The following is a 22,645-nucleotide window of genomic DNA, read 5'->3' as shown; positions in this document are numbered from 1 at the left end:
TATTTCAGGTGCCTATATCGGCGGTGTCTACCTCTTCCCATTCCGAACAGAGAAGTCAAGCCCGCCAGAGCCGATGGTATTGCCGTAACAGGTGGGAGAGTAGGTCGGTGCCTTTTTTTATACAAAGCCCCTTCAGGTAACTGGAGGGGCTTTTTGTTGTTATATACCTGTTGTTTATATTATAGGATTTAGACCAGACTAATCCGACCGTAAGAAGAACGTCCGCTCTCGTTTTCTATGTACTGCTGCGAACTCTCTTATCGAAAGAATAAACTTCCTTGAGTACTGGATTTATGAATCCTTTCACCTAAATAAGATGTTTTTTCACGATATACTATTCCATTTTGTAACCGACGTAATTAATCATTTCGGCTACAAATTTGTTGATTTAGTATCTAAGCTCAGCATTAATATTCCGTCATTTAGTTGTTAATACAACAATAGTGTTTGTTGTATTAATTAATTTTTTTGGACTGAATTTACTTAGATTTTTAATAAAGAAGATGGAGTGAATTGCAACACACTGGCTAATTGACTGAATTGCGCAAACGGTTGTGTGAAATTGCGCAAACGATTTCGTTCGGTTATGTTAGACATGTTATGGATATATTTTTTATTATTGCTAATAGCTAACGAACTTAAATTAATTAACAATAAACCAAAGAACTCCTAAAATTCTTAATATGTTAAGGAAAATTTGTATACTAATTACCGCATTGATCGGCGGGTTTAGCATTAAGAGTATGTCTCATGGCTTTAGCGCTCGTTCTATTAATGAGAGGCTAATACTCCAAGCTGATACGATCGAAGAAGAAGAGCTTACTGAGGCGGATTTGAAGAAGTTTGAGTCACTCCGAAAAGTTAAACATTCTATTGATACTGTGGAGATCAATAGAGCAAAACTTAAGCCCTATACCAACATAGCCGATTTTTTAAAGGGTCAGTTGGCGGGGGTTTATGTGCAACAGCCAACGGCTGAGTCCGGTACACTGCAAAATGTCATCGTTAGGGGAGCGGGCATTCCTCTTTTTGAAACCCAGGCATTAAATAATGCGCGGCCAACTGTATTTGTAAACGGAATCCCTATGACGACTAATCATAGTTTTGCCTACAATTCACAGCCCTATAAGTTCAATAGATTGGGGCCGGAGACTGATTTTTATAATTTTGTAGACATTAGTGCCATTGAGTCTATCGAGGTTGTAAAAGATCCCGCGCGTTTGGCTACCTTGGGACCCTTGGCAGCTAATGGTGCGATTTTGATTACGACATTCGGCGGTATTTCAGGCGCAAGGGAGATTTCTGTAAATTCATATTTTGGAATTAATCGGAAGCCTGCTGTAACACCTGTCAATGCACATTATGAAAATCTATTCAGACAACCATTCTACGCCTTGTATAACAATACTGCTGAGGCTAGACAGGTATATCCGGGTTTTTTGGCAGACTCTACAAACCTGAACTATTATGGGCCTTCGAAGTGGCAGGATGCTTACTATAGAAATGCGTCTTTATACTCTATAGATATGAGTTTAAGAGGTGGAACAGACCGTGCCAACTTTGGGTTTCTGGCTGGAACTACTAAAAACAGCTCAACAGCCGATAATAATAATTTTGATCGCTATAATGCGTTGCTTAATATCAATATGTTACCTTTTTCGTGGTTTACTGTTTCCGCTTATATCAACGGAACTCGCACTGAAAGGGATCGTAATCGTAACTTGAGGGACAGGTACTCCGAAATGGGCTACCTTCCGGATTTATCAACACCACTGTCGCCCAATCTAGGGCTCTATCAGAATTATCTGGGCAATTATAAGCGTTCGGTAGATGATAATATTACCAATAGTCTACAGGGTAACCTATCGTTGTCTTTTGATATTTTGAATAATTTGAAGTATACGAGCACATTTATGGTCGATTATAGCGAGGGTATTCGTGACGTGTTCTACCCAACAGAATTGATGGAGACCATCAATTACATTTCGAATTATTATGGTTATTCGCAACGATACGCTTTCACAAATCGCGTGAGTTACGCCTATGACATCAATGAAAAGAATCGTTTGTCTTTTAACGGAGGTGTTGAATACATGGACGATCTATATCGCTTTGGGTATGCAAAAGCCTTTGACGGGCCAAATGATTTTATCAAATTAAATGTGGTGAACGGTAAAACTGATGCTGCTGATTATTTGGTCGCTCAAGGAGGACTGAAAGTATACCGCTGGTACAATACGGAGTATAATCGTCTTTTCTCCGTATACGGACGTTTTGGTTATGATTTTAATTCTATTTTGGCAGTAAACGGGGTATTGCGTTGGGACGGATCATCAGCTGTTCAACCCGATCATAGATGGTTGTTTACACCCTCTGCCAGCGTGAAATGGAATATCAACAAACAGTTGGAACAAGATAATGAATTTTCGCTTCAGGTTTCTGCGGGCCGTTTGGGAAGAATACAGATGGATAGCCGCTTGGGCGTAGGGCCGCAATATTCTCCGAATATGAACTGGTCTAACGAATCCAGTATTATGTCTTATTACGGAAATGCCGGGTTGTCACGCCCGTATAACCGAGGGTGGGTTGGATATGATATGGGCTGGGCCTATGTCGATCAAATGGATTTGACGATTTTGAAGTCTTTTTATAACAATAGATTGACTGCAGGCTTATCCGTATATCAAAAAGAAGATAAGAACCAGGTGGCTTTGGTTCCAGTTCCAGAAGAATATGGATATGTCGGCGAATTCAAAAACGGATTGGCTATACGTAATAGGGGGCTAGACCTTACGCTAAAAGCAAAGATCTTTGACAATATGGAGTCTTTTCAGTGGAGTACGGGGTTGAACCTCAACCTGAACAAAAGCGAAGTTACCGCTCTGCCAAATGGACTTAAGGAGCTTGCTGTAGGCAACAGACTCTTGCGAGTCGGCGAATCTGCGGATGCATTCTGGGTACTCGAAAATGTAGGACGCTATGACAGCGAAGCCGAGGTACCGGTATCCGACGAAGAGAAATTCAGTAACGATGGTATCGCCTTCGGCTACGGAGATCCGAAATGGAAAGATCAAAATGGTGATTTTAGGATCAATGAAGATGATAAAGTGTTAAAAGGCAATGCGCTGCCGAAAGTTTTTGGAGGTTTTAATAACCGTTTCGCTTACAAAAATTTTGACCTTAATGTAGATTTGGTTTTTGCGCTTGGGCATAAAGTATTGAATGACAGGGCTGCGACAAAGTATAATTTTATCAATAACGAATCCAATAATTCTATTTCGTCGGTGCGTGAGATATTTCACTGGCAACAAGATGTGGATATCGCTAAATATCCGCTGTACAATGTGTGGAGCGGGGTAGATCCTTACCGTGTCGACCAGGATCTGTTTTTGGAGGATGCTTCTTATCTCAAGGTAAGAGGGGTTTCACTGGGCTATAGCTTGACAAATGCTTCTTTTCTTCATGGTGTGAAAACGCTGCGAAAAGCCTACATCTATGCTACTGTCAACAACCTGTATACCTTTACTAAATTTTCGGGAAGGGATCCGGAGCTTGTAAATATAAATGGTTATTACGATGGTTACGGTTTGCCGCAGACTCCTACCTATACTATCGGATTTAAATTGGATTTGTAAAAAAGGAAATTATATCATGAAGATAAAAGCAAAAATATTGAAGTTTATATGTGGCTTGTTCCTGATACAAGTGACTTTTTCGGGGTGTTCTAAACAGCTGGATATCGTCTCTGGAGAAGTATCTTCAGAAACATTGCAGTGGACTAGTATTTCGGATACTAAATCATCGCTTATAGGAATGTACGCGTTGCTGAGGGCGTCCATGTTGGAAAATAACTCTCATTGGATGTATGGCGAGCTACGTTCCGGCGATTTTATTTCGTATAATAGACAGGACCTGAAGGCCATCAACGAAGGCAACCTTAAGGCAGCTCATCCGCTGATCAAAGATCTCACAAATTGGCGAAGATTTTACGCCGTGATCAATGCAGCTTCTGTCTTTATTGAACGTGCCCCTGAGGTGATGTCCAAAGACTCCCGGTATACCGAGGTCAATCTCAAGTTGGATATCGCACAAGCCAAGGCGATAAGAGCGTTTACTTATTTTTATATGGTACGTATTTGGGGAGATGTGCCTTTATTGTCCAAATCATTTGATGACGGGGTGTTTGAACACAGACCCCGGACGGCAGCACAGACTGTTTTGAACTTTGCTGAAAGCGAGATCTTGAGTGTTATTGAAGATCTACCGTACTCATACGGTATAGCGCCGACCAGCTACTACGGTGAGAATAGCGGTTATTGGCGGTCTGTGTTATTCAATAAACTTACAGGATACAGTATTTTGGCCCATATTTCGGCTTGGCAAGGAAAATATATTAATGTAGATACCTACACCAAGTTCATTATCGATAATTATGCATCGGGGTTGTTGACTTATATTACGTCCATCGGAAACCTTTCTGGCTTGTCCGGTGTTTTTTCCAATAATTATGCCGCGGGACAGTTGTTTTCTATTCCCTCTCCTTATATCTATGGGGAAGCATCCGCAACAGGACATATTGAGGAGCTTACCCTGGCCTATCCGATTATTGCTAAGCAGAAGCCCGACATTTATGTTCCGAAAGACACCATTGTTGAGGTATTTAACGATATCAACGATACGCGTTTCGGTATAGACACCGTTTCAGGCTTGACACGAACCAATTATTTTACGAACTACAGCGGAGAGATTCCTTTGTTCAGCAAAATTAAAATTCTCCGCGACGGGGAATCGAATGGCGCCTATGCAGTGTACGGATCTAACCTGATCTTTACTCGATTGGAGGAGATAGCATTGCTGCGGGCAGAAGCATTGGCCGTTCTGGGGGTAAAAGACGAAGCGATATCCCTTTTGAACCGGATAAAAGCAAACAGGAAGGTGCAAGGCTATTCTGTCGTGTCGACCACGCCTTTGATTGATGAGATTTTTAATGAGCGTAGACGCGAATTGATGGGAGAAGGATGGCGATGGTATGATCAGGTGCGCCATAATCGATTGAAAGCGGTGAGTACAGAATTGGTGGATTTGATAGCGAAGGATGGGATTTATTGGCCGATTTCTAACGATGTATTGCGTAAGAATAAGGAGCTAGAACAGAATAATTACTGGAAATAATCTGCTTAAATTATGAAAAAACTACTAAGACAATTTCTTTTATTATTTCCGCTGATCGCATTGGTATTCGGATCGTGTGAAAAAGGGGATGATTTTTATTACGATTATCAGGCCGAGGAAAAGGTATACGAAGGGACGATATATGCTTACCTGAAAAGCCATAAGGGGGTATACGATTCGCTCTTGCGCGTGCTGGATAGGGTGCCGGATTTGCGTCGCAAGCTTGATAATGCGGATTCAACGTTAACTTTATTCGCCGCTACGAACAGGAGTTTTGAAATCGCTGTGGGATCATTAAACACCACCAGGAAGCTCACGGGAAAGGCCCCGCTCTATCTGGAAGATGTGAAACTGGAAGATCTGGATTCTATGGTTAATCGTTATGTGCTTAATCAACCTTATTATACCGAGACGCTGGCCCCCTTTATCGATGGTCAGATGGTGACCAGTACGAAAACGGATTATAAAATGCACATCCAGTTTCAGGTTTTGAATGCCTCCGGTTTTGTAGGTGGCGGGCAGCGTCAATTGGTTTTCAGCGATACCAATAACTCGATATTCCAACGTTATTGGCAGCGTGTAAATACGCTGGCGGTAGATGTCAAAACCAGCAATGGAGTGATTCATATCCTTTCGGGAGGTCATGATTTTGGCTTTAATAAATTTACTAGTAAATATTCAGCACAGTAATAGATAATTATGAAAAGTGTGATAAAAACTAACTTATTATTACAACTCCTAGCAGGGGCATTGGTCATTACTTCGTGTAAATCCCTGATCCCGGATAGCGTGGACGCTCTGGGCGATGATGTAAACTACCTGACAACGGAGTATACTCCGACGCTAGGCCGCAAAACCGTATTCGAAAATGCAGCAACTATGGGTACATCCTCTTCTTTTCCTCTCGATTTTAAACTCGTCAATGTGCGACGATCAGACGGTGAGCCGGCGACCGAGCTGACCGATAAATTCCCGATGAAAGTATGGAAGTCAAAATATACCGCCGAAGAAAAGTCTATAGCAGAGATAGAGGCAAAACGGGTGGTCGAGTATCGCTCTATTCTGGAAGTTGGAAAAAATTCCGGGGATATTATGTTTTGGGATTTCGGAAATTCAAACTGGATAAAGACACAGCCGGATCCCGGGTATGAGTTTGATGTGGAAATCAGCAATTCGGGAGGCCGCAAGTATGCGCGTAATCTGAAGCTGAAACCGTTTAAAGAGCGGGCGTATGAACCTTCACAGTACAATGAAGTGACGGGGCTGGCAGCCAATGCAGCGCTACCGATATCGGTTGCCGTAGGACTGGTCGGCGAGCGGACAGGGGATTATATTTTCGGTAGTGATATTCAGGTGTTTGTCATTAAGGATACAGAAAATAAAACTCCAGGAGGAACCCTGAGTATCAGCTTAATGGATTCGCTCAATAATCCGCTCGATATTCGTCTATTTAAGGATACGGAATGGAACAAGATGATCCACGGTTTTAATCCTGTTTTTAAGGACAATAAGGTAACATACGATGTGGCTTATCCGATTCCGTTGGTAAAATACCCGTCAAACTATACGACCTCAGATGGCAGTATGGCAAGAATTCTCTTACGTTGCGACCGGGTTGGCTTTGGTGGATTGTTGTCGCCAGCGATGCTTGGTTTTAATTTTTCCATATACGAAGAAGGGCATTGGGAGATTCAGTTTAGATTTAGAGGCGAGACACCGAAATTTGATAATGACTAGACAATTTTTAACCGCATGAAAAGATTAACGTTTATATTTTTATTACTAAACTTTTTGGTTCTTCGGCTTGAAGCTCAGGAGCTGACCGTCACTGGATCGGTTAAAAGTTCGTCTGGAGAAAACCTGAGTGGTGTTTCAATAACCAATATGAAGACCAAGAAGGCAATAAGTGCCAGTAATGCACAGGGTAGGTTTTCTGTGAAGGTACCTGTAGATACAAGATTATCATTTAAGATACTCGGGCATGAGGCCGCTTACATAACTGTAGAGGCTGGCAAGACAAATTACACCGTGGTGATGGACGTAGTGGATAATACGCTAGATGAGGCTGTGGTGGTGGGCTATGTAGCCCGTAAAAAGTCCTCGCTAACCGGTTCTGCTGTGGTGATATCCGGAAAGGAAATCCAAGATGTACCGGTAGCAAATTTTACGGATTTGTTGCAAGGTAAGGTACCGGGGATGAATGTGCAATTGAACAACGGTACACCTGGAATGAGAGGAAGCGTGGCGATCCGGGGTATATCCACATTGAATGTGCAAGGTTCTGGAGATGACGCTTTCCTGACGCCCACATCACCCTTGTATGTAATCGATGGGGTACCGATTGACGAGGGTACCAATTATGAGTACGGGTTTCAAACTTCGGGACCTGGAATAAGTCCTATCGCAATGATCCCGGTCGAGGATATTGAAGACATAGTGGTTCTCAAAGACGCACAGGCTACGGCACTCTATGGCTCTAAAGGTGCGTATGGGGTTATTCTGGTGAATACCAAGCGCGGAAAGTCCAAAATCCCTTTGGTATCATATGTGGGGCAGGTATTTGTTAATACGCCTCCGAATTTACGTAATGTGCTCGGCGGAGCATTTGAAAGAAGAGCACGGGTGAATCAGATTATGCAAAATGATACCTCCTATTTTTCAGCATTGGATCTGATCAATAGCACGCCAATACTGGCGGATTCATTGAATCCATTTTATAATAATTCGACCAACTGGCAGTCGTATTTTTTCAGAACGACGATGAATACCTCGCATACGGTGAATGTTTCAGGGGGTGATCAGACATTTAACTATAAGATCGCGCCGGGATACTACTCGGAGAAAGGAATTGTGGAGAATACAGGGTTTACACGTTATTCCCTGCCGATGAATATGCAGTATAGACCCTCTGACCGCTTTCGGTTATTTGTAAACTTGGGTCCGTCTATGGCCAAGAACAGTACAGGTAGCGGCAATGCCTTTAAGCAGACTGGGGTAGCCAGTTCTGGAAATACCAGTTCTCTGCTGCCCTCGCCGTCTTTGTTTGCAGGGAGCGTAGATGCCTTGTCGGCGCTGAGTATGGTTAATGATAATAAAACGGGTAATCTCAACTCGCAGGTTGAGTTGGAGTATTCGCCTGTAGATGGGCTACGTTTTTTAACGACGATGAGCTATAACTACAAAATAGCAACTCAGGATCGCTTCCTACCGGAAGCACTTAACTCCAACGCGACAGAGGTGTTCTCGTATAATGACAAGACGAATACACTGTATAATCGGAATATGATAACGTATACTAAAACGCTAAAAGAGAAGCATATGCTGAGTGCTTATGTCTTCAACGAGGCGGAAGTGAGCAAATTTAGAGCGGATGTTATGCAGTTGACCGGTACGCCGAACGACCAGATTCGCTACGGACTGAGCTACAATACCCGAGCCTCAAAAGGAGGTACTTTGAAAGGGTTATATGAGCGCCGTACCCTTGGTTACGCCGGAAATTTTACGTACAACTATGATTCGAAATATATCGTCGAGTTTTCTTATAGATTGGATGGTACCTCTACAACAGGCGCATCCAACCCATGGTCTAATCTGCCTTCTATAGGGGCGCGCTGGAACTTTAAGGATGAACCGTTTTTTAGAGATTGGTCTGCGCTCGAGTATGGTTTGATCCGTGGTAGCTGGGGAAAAAATATTATCCCTACCGGAACAATCTATGACGTCTATGGACGCTATACGGCCGACAGTCAGACCTATAATAATCAACCGTCGGTGACCTTGGATATGGGCGTGATTCCAAATATTAGTTTGTTGCCGCAAACCACGACAACGCTGAACGGGGCAATAGAATTTGGCTTTACTAACGGGCTTACCTTTTTGTACGAGAACTATTACAAGCAATCCGACCAGATCCTTCGTACAAAGGAGATCGCGAATATCAATGCCTTTGGAAGTGTTAATACCAATGAAACATCGCTTGTCAACATGGGACATGAATTTATCATAGGGTACAGACCTCGTAAGACAGGCGACTGGAGTTACAGTCTAAATTTTAATGGCGCATTTAATAAGGATTATGCAGCAGCACTGCCAGATAATGTGCGACAACTATTGGTGACAGATAATTCGATTTATAATCAGGCCATATTATACAGGCTAGGAATTAACTCTTTGTCGAATGTGTTGCTGCATTATAAAGGGGTATATGCTTCTGACGCAGATGTTCCGGTCAACCCGCTGACAGGACTACGATACCGTGTAGGTGGTAATCTGGCTGATGAGCGTTTCTTCCAAGCGGGAGACCCGATATGGACCGATCTGAATGGGGATTATGTGCTGGACGAAAATGATCTTGTCGTGGTGGGTAATTCTCAGCCGGTATTCACTGGCGGATTTAACGCCTTCATGCAGTTTAAAAACTGGTCATTGAATACGCAGTTTTTCATGACGTTCAAGCGGGATGTCTTAAACAACGCGATGGCAGATAAGTTGCGGAATTACAGTAACCCAATGTATGTTGCTGCAGATGATAGACCTCGTGGAGCATTGGTGCCGATATCTGATCTTGATATATGGAGCTTGGATAATTTAGATGGTACTTATCCGAATGTATATGATTTCAGGCGGTACACGTTTATAAATCCTTTTAATTATAATCAAACCCTTTTTCAGGAGGACGGTTCTTATTTCAAATTTACGACAGCGACATTGTCTTACAATTTTGACCGAGGTTTTGTGCAGCGTAACTTAGGTATTACATCGGCCAGGGTGTATTTTTCGGCGAATAATATTTTTACGATCAGTAAATATTCAGGTCCGGATCCGGAGTTGGTTTCCGCTTTGGGAAGGGATTCGTCGGCGGGCTATCCAAACAGAAGAAGCTATACCCTAGGGGTGAATGTACAATTTTAATATGAGATCTGATATGAGAGCAATACTAATAAATTTATCAATACTAGGAACGTTGCTTTTCACTTCCTGTGGAAAGGATTTTCTAAATGTTTCTCCAAGTGACAACCTAACCGGAAACAACTACTGGAAGTCAGAATCTGACGTGGACAAGTTTATGGTGGGGATCTATAAAACGTTTCGACTGGCGACCATGGGTACGCCGGTGGGCGGAGAAGGAAATCACCGTATCTTTTTTCCGGCTACTGGCGACTTCCGTTGTGCACCGATCGAGCGAACGTCTCAATCCAGTGGGTCAGGACGGAATTACCTTACCGATTTGAAAACGAATAATCTTAATGCGTTAATCGGGAGTACGTATAGCTTCTTTGGTTTTTCGGCAATTCCGAAATGGAATGATTTTTTCAAAATGGTGCAGGCGGCCAATATTGTGTACTACGAGATGGATAATATGGAAGAGGGGCTTATTGCGGCGAGCAGTGTGGAGCGTTATAAAGCAGAAGCGGTATTTCTCCGTAATCTGGCTTACTTCTTTATGGTTCGTCTTTATGGGGATGTGCCCTATTATACGGAGGCTTATCATAGTAAAGCCATCGGGAGAACAAATATGCTGGCTGTTCTGGAAAGCGGTCTTGAAGATATGAAGGCTCACTATAAAAACCTACCGTGGACATACGAAGATCCTTCTATCGTTGGAAACCGTGCAATGCGTGGCGCCGCAATTACTTTAATGATGCACATGAATATGTGGATAGCGGGATTTACACCGAATGATAAATCGCCTTACTACACGGCTACAATAGCATTGGGCGAGGAAATCATGAACGAAAACGAAAACTCGTATGAACTGTTGCCTTTGGAACGTACCAAAGAAATTTTTAAAGGACGTACCCGCGAAGGTCTTTTTGAGATCGTACAGAGCTTGAACTACAACGAAACATTCTCCATATCATCGCCATACGCGGATTACTTTTTGAGGTATCCCAATAAGAATGTAGCCATTCAGCGCTCGTACTTGTACTACAATAGCAAGTTTATGGAGGAGCTGTACCCGTTGGGCGGTCAGGATCGACGTAAGGAGATCTGGTATGACGAGTATATTTACAATACGGCAGGTATGATGCAATGTTTGAAATTTTTAAACGTTTTCAACGAAGAGGGAGAAGATTATAATCCAGATGATAATCAGGTCGTGTTTCGGTATGTGGATCCGATTCTGTTACGGGCAGAAGCATTAGCTGAACTTGACAGAGATGCTGAGGCCAGAACAATTGTAAATATCGTGCGGGAAAGAGCTGGGGCTACACTGGCTGTTTCTGAAGTAGGAGAGGAGTTGAAGGATTTCATATGGTGGGAACGCGTGCGGGAACTGATCGGTGAGGGGCATTTCTTTTATGATCTGGTACGTACACGGAAAATCCTGAATACCGACTACACGAGCGCAGCAATGTCCGTCGACGCTTTTAACAGAGGGGGATGGACATGGCCTATTGATAGAGCGGCATTGGTGAACAATCCGTTTATGACGCTGAATAATTATTGGAACTAATTTTTAATCGAATGGCAAAGTTTAATATCAAACATATTTTCTTTACGGTGATGATCTCCCTGATGGCGTTTGCATCGTGTAAAAAGGAATATTACGAAGATGGGGGAGTACATAACCCGAAATACGAGGGCACGATACTTCAATTTTTGAAGAGTCGTCCCGAACTCTTTGATTCGCTGGTAAAGGTAATCGATCTTGCTGGGTATAGCGAACTGCTGAACGATCCCAATGAAAATCTTACGTTTTTTGCACCTGCAAATGAGAGTATTAATAACAGTATGGAGTTGCTAAACCTACAATTGTATGCCAGAGCTCAGGATACGGTGTTGGATCTCAAACAGGTCTCTCCAGAGGTGTGGAAGAAATTTCTCTCCAGGTATATCTTTAAGAACCGTTATCTGCTAAAGGATTATCCACAGATCGATACCAACGATATGTTTACGTACCCTGGACAAATCTATTTATCGATCGGCGGGGAGCCGACGACGATAGGTACATTTTATAATGATGTGTCATCGAAAAACAACGCAGGTGTTGAGCAGATCATCAAGTACGCGGGATACAGACAGGTTTTGATTGATTTTAGAGAGCCAGTTGCTACATCTGATATACAACCGAATAATGGCGTAGTGCATGTGCTAAGATATCGGACACACAGTTTTGGCTTCTCAGCTTTCGATTTTACGAGTGCGGCCATGAGTAAAGGGATTACATATTAGAAAGGAACAATGAAACAATCGATATACACGAAATTTATAGGCGTATTGCTGCTAGCATTGGTGCTGGTACAAGGTTGTGCGCAAAAGGAAGAAATAGGAGTTAACCCCTATGAGGGAGGAAAAGAGGCGTTGGGAGTTAAGTTTGCATCGACCAAGCCAGATCCTATGTCGGGGTTGCCAGGTGAGGTTATAACCGTCGGCGTAAGAGGGTTGAAAGTCTATGAAGGCAAATTTCAGGTGTTTCTCAACGAAGTGCCTGCCGAAGTTGTGGCCTTGACGGAGTCCACTATAGACATACGCATTCCGCAGGAGGTAAGTTCGGGAACTGTCACCGTTGTTTTGGACGGACAGATGTTTTTAGGTCCGCGTATAGGGGTAGAAGGAAATGTGTCTGTGGATACGGACTACAAAGTCGTGAACGGATTTAACAGTTATGTGTCTCAGTTGTTGGCAAACACAGGCGGACATATTGCTGTGGGGGGATTTACAAACTTCGAAAATGAGGCAACAGCTCCAAATTATATTTCGGGCATCCATTTTATCAACAGTTTGGGGCAATCTTCGACGGTGATGGATTTTGGACGACGGGCAACGGGCACAATTAGTTCTATCACAAAATTGCCCAACGGAAAATTTATGGTAGGCGGATTTTTAACCGAGTTTAACAGGCGTGATGTAGGAGGGTTAGCCCGGCTGACAGATAAGGGGCTGCTGGATACGATGGTGGTCCCCGTTATCAATCCTGACCCGGAGAACAAGCCGTTGAACGGAATAGACACGGTTTCGGCATTTAATGGAGGCTTTTTGGGCGGCGTAAGCTATGTTTTCCCTGCACCGGATAATGGGGTATATGTAGTCGGCTCTTTTCTATCGCACTGGAAGATCGATTATAACTACTCGTCTCGTGAGGTCAGAAGATATATCTATACGAAAGTAAACAGTGTTGCTAAGCTGAAGGAAAACGGATCGCTGGACTCGAGCTTCAATATCAACAACGCTGGTGTAAACGGTGTTGTATCCGGAGCGGTACAGCTCAACGATGGCCGTATCGTTATATCGGGATTGTTTAACAGCTACAATGGAACACCGGCCGCTAATATCGTCTGTATAAAGCCAAACGGGGAGGTAGATCCGACGTTTACAGCAGCAGGCGGATCGAATAAGGAGATTTCCTCTATCACACACAATCCGACAAATGGAAAAGTGGTGTTGGCGGGTAGTTTTACCAGTTACGGAGGCAAGCCTACGAATGGAGTGGTGGTATTAAATAACTCAGGAGCGATAGATGAGACCTTTACGTTCGGTGATTTGGATGGTGAAACACCGAACTATGCTTACAAGCTGAATAATGGACGTATATTGGTGACAGGGTCATTTCTAAAGTACAATAATGCGAGCAGACGCGGTATTTTGATTTTGGAACCCAACGGTGTTGCAAAACAGGAGAATAATAATTTAGGTACTTTTTCTGGTATCCCGAGGACTTTGGTTGAAACGACCTCTTCGTTGGGTAATCCGGCTATATTGCTTGGTGGGTTTATTTTTTCTGTGGATGGGAAGCAGGCCAATAATATCGTTAAAATAGAATTGAAGAACTAACAACATAATTTGGTAGAGATGGAAACAAAAAATAAATTAAAATCTATTGGATTACCGACATTGCTGTATATCATTGTACTGCTTTTGTCTACCGGGTGTAATAAGGATTTTCCAAACCTATTGAAGGAATTTGGAGAACAACCGGATTATAATTCGGGATCAACCAAGGTGTTGTATGTTATCGCAGACGGGATCAGAGGTAAGGCATTACAGCAGTTGGAATTGCCTAACATTAGAATCATAACTAGAAATTCGTTGCATTCCTTTGGTGCACTCGGCGACTTTAAAGGGAATGCTTTTACAAAGGAATCGGGGCTGGCAAACTTATTGACGGGGGTGACCAATGACAAACATCTGGTGACAGGGGATGATCTTTCCGTAGTCAATACTGAGGCGTACCCGAGTTTGTTGTCCAGAATAAACGCGAAAAATTCGAGTTTCAGTTCGGCGGCATTTACGTCCGATGCGGACTTGTCAACAACCTTATTGAAGGATGCGGACGTCAACGTGCTTTCTGATAATGACGACGCTGTTCATGCAAAGGCTAAGGAAGAGCTTTCGGGTGGAAGTGCCAGTCTGATTGTGACTCATTATAGTGACGCTTACCAGGTCGGTCTTGATAACTCGTTTGAGGCCAATGATCCGGACTATGTGGCTGCGCTGGGTAAGTTCGATTCTTTTCTGGGTGAACTGATAAGTACCATCAAGAGTAGATCTTCCTATGCACAGGAGGACTGGTTGGTGGTGATCAGCTCGAGTATAGGTGGCAAGGTCGTGAATGACGGGCTCGATAAGACCTCTTACGGGGACGACGAACGAAATACGATAACGTATTTCTATAGTCCTAAATTCACGCGCGGTTTGTTGGCTAGACCCAATTCTACGGAGATCCCTTATGACGGGAATGCTGTTCGCTACACGTATGGGGCGGATCAGGTAAACGCCACACTTACAGATGCATCACTTTATAATTTTGGTACTGTAACTCAAGATTTCACCATTAACTTCTTTTTTAAGTCTAATGTAACGACCAGCCACAACTACCCTATTATATTATCTAAGCGAGACCAAGGTTTTGGTGGAAACGGATGGAATTTGTTCTTGGAAGTACGCGACGGTAATAATAAAATAGGCTGGAATTCGAATATCAGCAATCAGACGTTTGGAACCAAACAAGTGAACGACGGGCTGTGGCACAGTTTTACGGTGACGGTAAGGCGATCAGGACTCACCGATACGATAAAGGTGTTTACAGATGGCGTATTTAACGCTAAAAATGGCGTAAATGCCAATTCCTTAAACAATACTGCGCCTTTGGTAATCGGTAAGAAGGTACCAGATGGTAATGAGGGGGCTGATTTTCAACTTGCTAATCTGCAGATATACAACACGGCATTTACTGAGGCCGAGGTTGCGAAGTGGTCGGGTGCTGGCTTGGTAGATGATGCTCATGCTAAGAAAGGAAACCTTATCGGTTACTGGCCAGGCTATGATGATGTAGGTACCAAGACGTTGACCGACCTGTCTGGGCATAATAACCATATGACATTGACTGGGGCATATAGTTGGGTTTCCTACAGTGATATCGTGACGTATTTCCAACCAAAGATTACGGACTCATTTTATAGGTTGGTACCTAACGGGGTAGATTTGCCTTTCTTTATCTATCAGTGGTTTGGTATAGTTCCTAAATCGTCTTGGGGATTGGAAGGAAAGAGCTGGACTCCTAAACTTGTAGTGTCGTCTGAATAATACTTGAAATTATGAAAAGAAATTTTAAATCCTTACTAGTTTTCGCATCGCTGTTATCACTGTTGTCTTGTGGTAAATATGGCTACGATTTTGCGGACGGTTATCAGGATGGGGATAAGGATCCATCAGCAATAGAGACTGATACGACGATGTATGTTGCCGATAAAAGTTTGTATCACCGGGCTCGTATTTTTCCGGGTTTGGTCGGAGATAATGTTGGTCGTATTAAAGATACGACGATCACTATCAATATGAATTATGCGAATGTCACGGCTAATGATCTTAAGGTTAGTGTCGTACCACGACCTGTATTTAGTACAGGATTGTATGCACCTGCCGGAGAAAACATCAAAATTATAGTGCCTGCCGGTATAATCGGACTAACTGTGCAGGTAGGCGTACATACCAACAACCTGTCATCGATGGACCCGCGCCGCCGCGACCCGTTGATATTTACGCGTAAGGAGCTTTTTCCGGGGATAAACTATGTTAAGAACCTGTATGGCGGGACAATATGGATTATAACGAATAATTCAAGGCCGACTCCAGTTAGTCTTAAGTTTGACGGGGCCGTAAAATCTCCGGATTTTATACTGGGGGAATCCAATGTAACAGACTGGCTGGCGGAAGTAGAAGCAACGGCTGTGCCTTGGATTGAGGTCCGCTCGAAACGTGTTGTTTTTAGTATACCCCGGGCTATGGTGTTGAATCACCGAGCAGAGGCCTCGCGTGTAGAGTTAGCGCTGACCGAGTGGAATGAAATTTATGAAAAGGATTTCTACGATTGGATGGGACTGGATCCGAATACGACAGACGTAAAAAACAGGTACCCCGATCTGGCGGAAAGAGGTGTGTTGGAGATACAGCTGCCCGATGGTGTAGCTGCGCATAGTGGGTATCCTTGGATGGCGCAGTTGAACAAACATTGGTTTTTTATGTTTGTGGACAGGGATTATATCTTGAATCCGAATAATCTGGAAGAAGTGAGCTGGGGTGCTTTCCATGAAGTTGGACACAATTATCAACAAGGTGGAACATGGAGCTGGAATGGGCTTGGCGAAACGACCAATAACCTGTTTATATGGAAGGCCGCTCATCGTCTACAGCGACTGGCTATAGCGAACCACCCGGCTATCAGAGGCGCTTTTGATGATGGATTGGTGTATACACAGAAAGCGGGTACAAAAAATATTATAACAGATTCTGAGACGTCTACGGGCAACCACCCTTTTGTTAAGATTCTTTTGTTTTTACAGATTTTTGATCAAGCTAAGGGTAAAAATGGCGAATCGGGTTGGGATTTCATGCCTTATCTCTATAGAAATGCCAGGAATACGGATTTCTCTTTCGCTTTGGACGAAGCTAAGCGGGATTTCTTCTACCGTAACCTGTGTGACTTTACGGGTAAGGACTGGCAGCGCTTCTGCAAGGCCTGGGGTGTGCAGATCAGTGCATTGGCGCGTCGGGAGATGTCTGCAAAGTATTCGCCTATCGATAAGACATACTGGACATATGATCCATTGACAAAGACGGGCGGTAATGATGTGTTGCCTTCAAAATATGACCTGGAAAGAGAAGACTGGACCGTAACGGCATCGAGTGAGGCCACAGGAGAGGGGGCTTTGGGTGGAGCTGCTAAATTCTTATTGGATGGCAACCTGCAGAGTTTCTGGATGAGTAATACGGCCAATGAACCGCCACATCAATTGACATTTACACTTACGAGTCCAGAGGAAATGAAAGGATTTTATATCATCGCAAGACAAGCCGGTGCGAATATCCCAGCACGGATAAAGATTCAGGCGAGTACAGACGGAATCACGTACACGACATTGACCGATGCTGACTTGAAACCGGGAACAACATTGTTGTCTTCACCGCTACCAACGGGTGCAGAAAACCGAGTGAAACGTGTAGAGTTTGTGTTGAAACAGTCTAAATTTTATAAGTCATTCCGGTACATCTTCGAAGGTATGAATCAAAATAATAGTCATTTTGTCGGCGTTGCAGAAGCTGGTGCGTTTTATGATGTTAATTAATTATAAGTTATGAAGAAGAAAAATTTAAGTATTATATCTTTTGCCTTTGTTCTTGTCCTCGGACTTTCCGGATGTACTAAATATTTTAATCCGGAGCCGAAGTTTGAGGAGTACGAACAGGAAATCGAGAAGAGCGTGCAACGAAAGGTGTTGATGATATCTTTAGATGGACTGGTAGGAAAGGAATTGAGCAAAAAAATTCCTGCTAATATTTCAGCCCTCATGAAGACAGGGAAGTATTCTTTTGAAGCACTTACGGATGAAAATACATCCGACCCGGCAACTTGGACAACGATGATGACTGGGTATTCTTCAAGTAAACATCTGGTACTGGACGAGAGTTTTCTTCCAGCACCGTCCTCAGATGACCCGCATGGGGAGACAAATTTTGCGCCGAGTTTTATCTATAGAATGGAGGAGCAAAATTCTAAATTACGAACATCTATTATAGTTCAGGATCCGGGAGTGGCAAACGTATTGTTAATGGATGCCGATGATAATGTGTTAGTAGACTCTGATGAAAAAGTGAAAGATGAAGCAATAGCGCTTTTGGCAAAAACTGATCCTGACTTTTTGTTATTGCAGTTTAAAGATATATTGAATGCAGGAAAAGAGAATGGGTTTTCAATGGAATCTTCAACATATGAAGAAGCCGTGTCACGGGTTGATGGTTATTTGGGCGCTGTTGTCGAAGCGTTGAAAACCAGAGAAAATATAGCGTACGAAAATTGGTTAATTATCCTGACTTCAAATCACGGCGGGGTAGGTAAATCGTATGGTGGCGATTCTTTTCAAGAGCGAAATATATTTTCTCTGTATGGACAAATGGACTTAGGACAGGAAGAACTAGTTCCTGAGATTATTAGTTCACCTCAATTTTATGGTTACGATGGTCAGGAAAGTGGCCCGACTGAAGGGGTGAGAGCGAGGAATGTTAGTGAAGTTGCCGGTGAAGAGCAATATAATGTCGCTAGAACAGGACAGCTGACTATTGAAGCAAAAATTAAAGTAAATCGAAATGCTTCGGGAAATTGGTCTTATTCAGTTCCTCCATTTTTAAGTAAAGTGACTGGAAGAACTGGAACTACTCCAGGGTGGTCTTTTTTTAGAAGTGGTAATAATGTTGTTTTTTATTGTGCAGATGGTGCTCAAAAGCTCGAAATCTCAGGTGGACCTGCTTCTACCGATGATAAATGGTGTCATATCTCTGCAACTGTTGAATCCAAAGATGGCGTGGTCATAAGCAAATTATTTGTGAATGGTGCTAAAGCAGCGGAAGCTACAGGAGCCTTAAATATTAATGAGATAAAATCTACCTCACCATTGACATTTGGTTTTCAACCATATGTTTTCTTAGGGGGATTCCTTGATTGTCATATCGCGGATGTACATATCTGGAATGTTGCGTTAACAGAGGATGAAGTCAAAAGGAATGCGAACAGAATAGGTGTCAGTGAGACTGATCCAAAGATCAATAATGTGATTGGGTACTGGCCTATGAATGATGGAGGTGGTATTTTGAAGAATAAGGTGGTCGGCATGCCAAATATCCCGCTACAAGGAAAATATCAATACAAGGTCTCGGCGAATAATCTACCTTTTGTAAATGAGAAAGCTATCTTGGTACAAAATCTAGATATTGCTACGAATGTATTATATTGGTTAGGTTTGAAACCTCATGAGACTTGGGTATTAGAGGGACAGGCTTTCTTATCAAAATTTGAGTTGGAATTTTTGAAATAGTATCTACTTTATGGTATACGCATGATTCGTATCGAGCACAGACATCCATGCGTATGCCCTATAAAAAGAATTATACACATATGAAAGTATTTAATAAATTTCTGTTTGTTTCTTTATTGGGATGTACTTCTTTGCTGACGATACAGGGGTGCAAGGAGAATGATTTGGTTTTTCCCACACAAATAAAGGGCGAGGATGACGGTGATTCTGACCAGGAGGTCGGCCCTGTCAAGCAAAACACTTTTTCGGTAATCATAGACGATGACGAAAAGGTGAAGTTTATCATGGGCGAGATTGATAAAGAAAGAATACAAAGTATCTTTTTTTCGCACAATGGAAATGGTGAGAAGGTAGTGACAGAGCTGACAGATTTTGCCAGTCAATATGTTATTGCCAATTTACCTACTGATCAGGTGAGCGATGTCGAAGTCTGGGCAAAAGGGGTGAATGGATTGGAGTCCAAAAAATTTACTTATAAAGTGAAGCCTTTGGTTTATCCGTCTAGAGCAGTGGCACAGACCTTAAAGGTTTTAGGTGGTTTTAGATCGGGTGCGATAGATGTAGCAAATATTACCCGGGCAGATGCGACATTGTTTTATAAAGTGGATGGTGCGGCGACATTTACCTCTGTCGCGCTTCCTGCACCGACAACAGATATGGAGATTGTAATTGAGAACTTGGCAAGGGGATCGCATACGTTAACCTATTATTTGACGGATGTAAACGGTGGACAAACGAGCGAAATGACGAAAAGTTTTGAGGTCTTTGAGGTGTTTGCTATCAACAAATCGGAACTGAATGTAAATGTATCGTCGGTAGAGACACAAGAGGGGGCGGCTAATGGTAAAGGCTCGTCGATGATAGATGGCAGTATTACAACTTTCTGGCATTCGACCTGGAGTTCGAGTTCAAATCCGGAATATCCACATTGGTTTATCGTAGATCTGGGGAAAGAGAGATTGTTTACAGAGCTCGATATGATACGGAGACACAATAATACTACAGGAGGGTTTAAAACATTTAACGTGGATTATTCCCTTGATAATGTGACTTGGACGAGATTGGCGACCGGTGAAACATTCAATTCGGCAGATAACCCGGCAGCGTGGCAGAAATTCAAATTCCAGCCGACGAATGCCCGCTATGTGAGAATATATATAACGGCTCCATTTGGGTCGTCAACAAGTACGCATCTGGCGGAAATAAATGTGTACGAGGCTAAATACTAGTTGTTTTTGATAAAAACCCCGGTTTTAAGTACAAAACTGGGGCTTTTTTATTTATTCCTCCGTATAAAAATCGATAAGACTACCTACATACTCTTGGTCCCAGCCATCGATAATATCGTTGTAAGCATCTTCGGGGATATTGGTGTGATTGACTTCAAATGAAGTTCCTTTTTTATGTTCGTGAAGCTTGATCGTGACAATTGAAGCGTCTTCTTGATCTCCAAAATACCATTCTTGAACAATTTTTTTGAAAGGATCCAACTCCAAGAACTTACCAGTTATACCACCATCCCAAAGGGAGAATTCTCCACCCTCTCTAGGATCAATTTCGACGGTATCTCCTGTCCACAAACGGATGGTTATTTCTGTTGTCAATGCAAGGTAGATCTCTTCAGGAGTTGCTGGGATAATGTAGTATTTTTTGAAGTTCTTCATTGAAAAGTTTTTTAGGAAAAATCAAAGATAAGACTAATCGTAGGCTTTTCATTTTTAGTTTTGACTTTTTACTTTCGACTTTTTATTTTTTAGTTTTGACTTCATACTTTTGTATATGAGTAATAGACTCCCACCAGATTTAGTACGTCATCTTCAAGGAGACGCTACTTTTGATTATAAAGCCTTTGTCGCAATACACGATAACGAACAGAAAACGTCATCCATTCGTATTAATCCTGCAAAAGTATTTGACTTGTCGTTGTTGGATATTGATAGACCTATCCCTTGGTGCAAGGAGGGGTATTACCTCAAAAAACGACCTGTATTTACATTGGATCCCTTATTTCATGCAGGATGTTATTATTCGCAGGAGGCAAGTTCGATGTTTTTGGATTTTGTAGTCAGACAACTGAATTTGCATCTAGAACCTATTCGAGCTTTAGATTTATGTTCGGCGCCAGGCGGTAAGGCTACGCTTCTGAATGCGACCCTGCATAGAGATGGCTTATTGGTGGCAAATGAGATAATAAAAGGGAGAGCTGCTGTACTAAGGGAGAATTTGATGAAATGGGGAAACCCCAATGTGATTGTTTCTAATAATGATCCCAGTGCATTTGGCCGCCTGCCCGGATATTTTGATCTTATGGTCGTTGATGCACCATGCTCAGGATCAGGAATGTTTCATAAAGACCACAACGCAATTGATGAATGGTCTATGGCAAATGTGAAGCTATGTAGCGAGAGGCAGCAGCGCATAATTGCGAATAGTATTGCTTCTTTGAAAACGGGAGGATATTTGTTTTACTCGACATGCTCTTATTCAAAAGAGGAAAATGAAGATATCGTCGATTGGATGATTGACACGTTCGGATTGGAGTCTGTATCCATACCTGTTGAGGATGCTTGGGGTATAGAGGTGAGTCAATCAGAAAAGCATAGCGCTACTTCATACCGTTTTTATCCGCATAAGGTAGCTGGGGAAGGTTTCTTTTGCGCTGTACTTAAGAAGCGTGATGAACAGGATTCCGTTTCTTTAAAGAAGGTAAAGACCGACAAAAATGCGGCACCACAGGGGCTGGCTGAAAGATGGGCAAATATGGATGGTCTTTATTCATTTCTGCATCATGATTTATTACATATTTTTCCTAAAAGCTATGAATTGGATCTTGGGGCGCTCCAAAAGGTGCTATACTTAAAAAATGCGGGTACTGAAATAGGTAGGGTTGTTGGAAAGGATCTGATACCGAGCCATGACCTCGCCTTAAGTAATAGGATCCATAAAGATATTCCCTATTTGGATCTCTCTCTTGAAGACATGCTAACGTACCTGAGAAAGGAGAATTTGCCTTCAACGGTTAATCCTGATGGGTTGAAGGGTTGGGTTATTGTGCGATATGAAGGCATGGATATAGGCTGGATTAAGGCGATGCCAAATCGTATTAATAATTACTATCCCAAAGAAGTACGTATCGCTAATCTCTAGAAACGATAGGAGGCAAA

Annotated in this window: 14 protein-coding genes and 1 rRNA gene; 14 read left to right on the top strand and 1 reads right to left on the bottom strand. The window is 42.7% G+C overall.

Features of this window, described 5'->3' with window-relative positions:
* The first annotated feature begins 4 nt into the window (after window positions 1–4).
* The 13 genes from rrf (at window position 5) to B5X76_RS19990 (ending at window position 20,710) form a co-directional block, all read left to right on the top strand.
* Window positions 5–116 (top strand): 5S ribosomal RNA (rrf, locus tag B5X76_RS20050).
* Between the two features lie 567 nt (window positions 117–683).
* Window positions 684–3,635, top strand: coding sequence for a SusC/RagA family TonB-linked outer membrane protein (locus B5X76_RS20045; protein ID WP_079645705.1), 2,952 nt, complete (start codon window positions 684–686; stop codon window positions 3,633–3,635).
* 16 nt (window positions 3,636–3,651) lie between these two features.
* The gene (locus B5X76_RS20040; RefSeq protein WP_176141151.1) at window positions 3,652–5,172 is read left to right on the top strand and encodes a RagB/SusD family nutrient uptake outer membrane protein; all 1,521 of its coding nucleotides are present in this window, start codon (window positions 3,652–3,654) and stop codon (window positions 5,170–5,172) included.
* Between the two features lie 12 nt (window positions 5,173–5,184).
* Window positions 5,185–5,862, top strand: coding sequence for a fasciclin domain-containing protein (locus tag B5X76_RS20035; RefSeq protein ID WP_079645703.1), 678 nt, complete (start codon window positions 5,185–5,187; stop codon window positions 5,860–5,862).
* A 9-nt stretch (window positions 5,863–5,871) separates the two neighbouring features.
* Window positions 5,872–6,909 carry a DUF5007 domain-containing protein gene (locus B5X76_RS20030; protein WP_079645702.1) on the top strand — a complete coding sequence of 346 codons (1,038 nt, stop codon included), beginning with the start codon at window positions 5,872–5,874 and terminating at the stop codon, window positions 6,907–6,909.
* Between the two features lie 15 nt (window positions 6,910–6,924).
* The gene (locus B5X76_RS20025; RefSeq protein WP_079645701.1) at window positions 6,925–10,083 is read left to right on the top strand and encodes a SusC/RagA family TonB-linked outer membrane protein; all 3,159 of its coding nucleotides are present in this window, start codon (window positions 6,925–6,927) and stop codon (window positions 10,081–10,083) included.
* A 13-nt stretch (window positions 10,084–10,096) separates the two neighbouring features.
* Complete coding sequence (locus B5X76_RS20020) at window positions 10,097–11,629, top strand: RagB/SusD family nutrient uptake outer membrane protein (RefSeq protein WP_079645709.1); 1,533 nt, start codon at window positions 10,097–10,099, stop codon at window positions 11,627–11,629.
* Between the two features lie 11 nt (window positions 11,630–11,640).
* Window positions 11,641–12,348, top strand: coding sequence for a fasciclin domain-containing protein (locus B5X76_RS20015; RefSeq protein ID WP_079645700.1), 708 nt, complete (start codon window positions 11,641–11,643; stop codon window positions 12,346–12,348).
* Window positions 12,349–12,357: 9 nt separating this feature from the next.
* Window positions 12,358–13,947, top strand: a complete 1,590-nt coding sequence (locus B5X76_RS20010; protein WP_079645699.1) for a DUF5008 domain-containing protein — start codon at window positions 12,358–12,360, stop codon at window positions 13,945–13,947.
* Window positions 13,948–13,965: 18 nt separating this feature from the next.
* Entirely contained in the window at window positions 13,966–15,699 is a 1,734-nt protein-coding gene (locus tag B5X76_RS20005) for a LamG-like jellyroll fold domain-containing protein (protein WP_079645698.1), read from the top strand.
* An 11-nt stretch (window positions 15,700–15,710) separates the two neighbouring features.
* The gene (locus B5X76_RS20000) at window positions 15,711–17,738 is read left to right on the top strand and encodes a M60 family metallopeptidase (RefSeq protein ID WP_079645697.1); all 2,028 of its coding nucleotides are present in this window, start codon (window positions 15,711–15,713) and stop codon (window positions 17,736–17,738) included.
* Between the two features lie 9 nt (window positions 17,739–17,747).
* On the top strand, window positions 17,748–19,481 hold the full coding sequence (locus tag B5X76_RS19995; RefSeq protein WP_079645696.1) for a LamG-like jellyroll fold domain-containing protein: 1,734 nt from the start codon (window positions 17,748–17,750) through the stop codon (window positions 19,479–19,481).
* A gap of 80 nt (window positions 19,482–19,561) precedes the next feature.
* Window positions 19,562–20,710, top strand: coding sequence for a discoidin domain-containing protein (locus B5X76_RS19990; protein ID WP_176141150.1), 1,149 nt, complete (start codon window positions 19,562–19,564; stop codon window positions 20,708–20,710).
* A 51-nt stretch (window positions 20,711–20,761) separates the two neighbouring features.
* Here the strand turns inward: B5X76_RS19990 and B5X76_RS19985 are convergent, their stop codons facing one another.
* Window positions 20,762–21,145 carry an SRPBCC domain-containing protein gene (locus B5X76_RS19985; RefSeq protein ID WP_079645694.1) on the bottom strand — a complete coding sequence of 128 codons (384 nt, stop codon included), beginning with the start codon at window positions 21,143–21,145 and terminating at the stop codon, window positions 20,762–20,764.
* A gap of 115 nt (window positions 21,146–21,260) precedes the next feature.
* Here B5X76_RS19985 and B5X76_RS19980 point away from each other — a divergent pair, with 115 nt between their 5' ends.
* Complete coding sequence (locus B5X76_RS19980) at window positions 21,261–22,628, top strand: methyltransferase RsmF C-terminal domain-like protein (protein WP_079645693.1); 1,368 nt, start codon at window positions 21,261–21,263, stop codon at window positions 22,626–22,628.
* Window positions 22,629–22,645: the final 17 nt, after the last annotated feature.

The organism is Sphingobacterium nematocida (assembly GCF_900168125.1).
GTDB classification, from domain to species: domain Bacteria; phylum Bacteroidota; class Bacteroidia; order Sphingobacteriales; family Sphingobacteriaceae; genus Sphingobacterium; species Sphingobacterium nematocida.
Note: the sequence above shows the minus strand (reverse complement) of the source record. Positions and strands in the feature narration are given on the sequence as shown.

What these genes read in the sequence shown, in the direction of transcription:
- B5X76_RS20045 (WP_079645705.1), top strand. Translation starts at nt 684, where the DNA reads ATGTTAAGGAAAATTTGTATACTAATTACCGCATTGATCGGCGGGTTT.
- B5X76_RS19985 (WP_079645694.1), bottom strand. Translation starts at nt 21,145, where the DNA reads ATGAAGAACTTCAAAAAATACTACATTATCCCAGCAACTCCTGAAGAG.
- B5X76_RS20005 (WP_079645698.1), top strand. Translation starts at nt 13,966, where the DNA reads ATGGAAACAAAAAATAAATTAAAATCTATTGGATTACCGACATTGCTG.
- B5X76_RS20025 (WP_079645701.1), top strand. Translation starts at nt 6,925, where the DNA reads ATGAAAAGATTAACGTTTATATTTTTATTACTAAACTTTTTGGTTCTT.
- B5X76_RS20000 (WP_079645697.1), top strand. Translation starts at nt 15,711, where the DNA reads ATGAAAAGAAATTTTAAATCCTTACTAGTTTTCGCATCGCTGTTATCA.
- B5X76_RS20030 (WP_079645702.1), top strand. Translation starts at nt 5,872, where the DNA reads ATGAAAAGTGTGATAAAAACTAACTTATTATTACAACTCCTAGCAGGG.
- B5X76_RS20020 (WP_079645709.1), top strand. Translation starts at nt 10,097, where the DNA reads ATGAGAGCAATACTAATAAATTTATCAATACTAGGAACGTTGCTTTTC.
- B5X76_RS19980 (WP_079645693.1), top strand. Translation starts at nt 21,261, where the DNA reads ATGAGTAATAGACTCCCACCAGATTTAGTACGTCATCTTCAAGGAGAC.
- B5X76_RS19995 (WP_079645696.1), top strand. Translation starts at nt 17,748, where the DNA reads ATGAAGAAGAAAAATTTAAGTATTATATCTTTTGCCTTTGTTCTTGTC.
- B5X76_RS20035 (WP_079645703.1), top strand. Translation starts at nt 5,185, where the DNA reads ATGAAAAAACTACTAAGACAATTTCTTTTATTATTTCCGCTGATCGCA.
- B5X76_RS20015 (WP_079645700.1), top strand. Translation starts at nt 11,641, where the DNA reads ATGGCAAAGTTTAATATCAAACATATTTTCTTTACGGTGATGATCTCC.
- B5X76_RS20040 (WP_176141151.1), top strand. Translation starts at nt 3,652, where the DNA reads ATGAAGATAAAAGCAAAAATATTGAAGTTTATATGTGGCTTGTTCCTG.
- B5X76_RS19990 (WP_176141150.1), top strand. Translation starts at nt 19,562, where the DNA reads ATGAAAGTATTTAATAAATTTCTGTTTGTTTCTTTATTGGGATGTACT.
- B5X76_RS20010 (WP_079645699.1), top strand. Translation starts at nt 12,358, where the DNA reads ATGAAACAATCGATATACACGAAATTTATAGGCGTATTGCTGCTAGCA.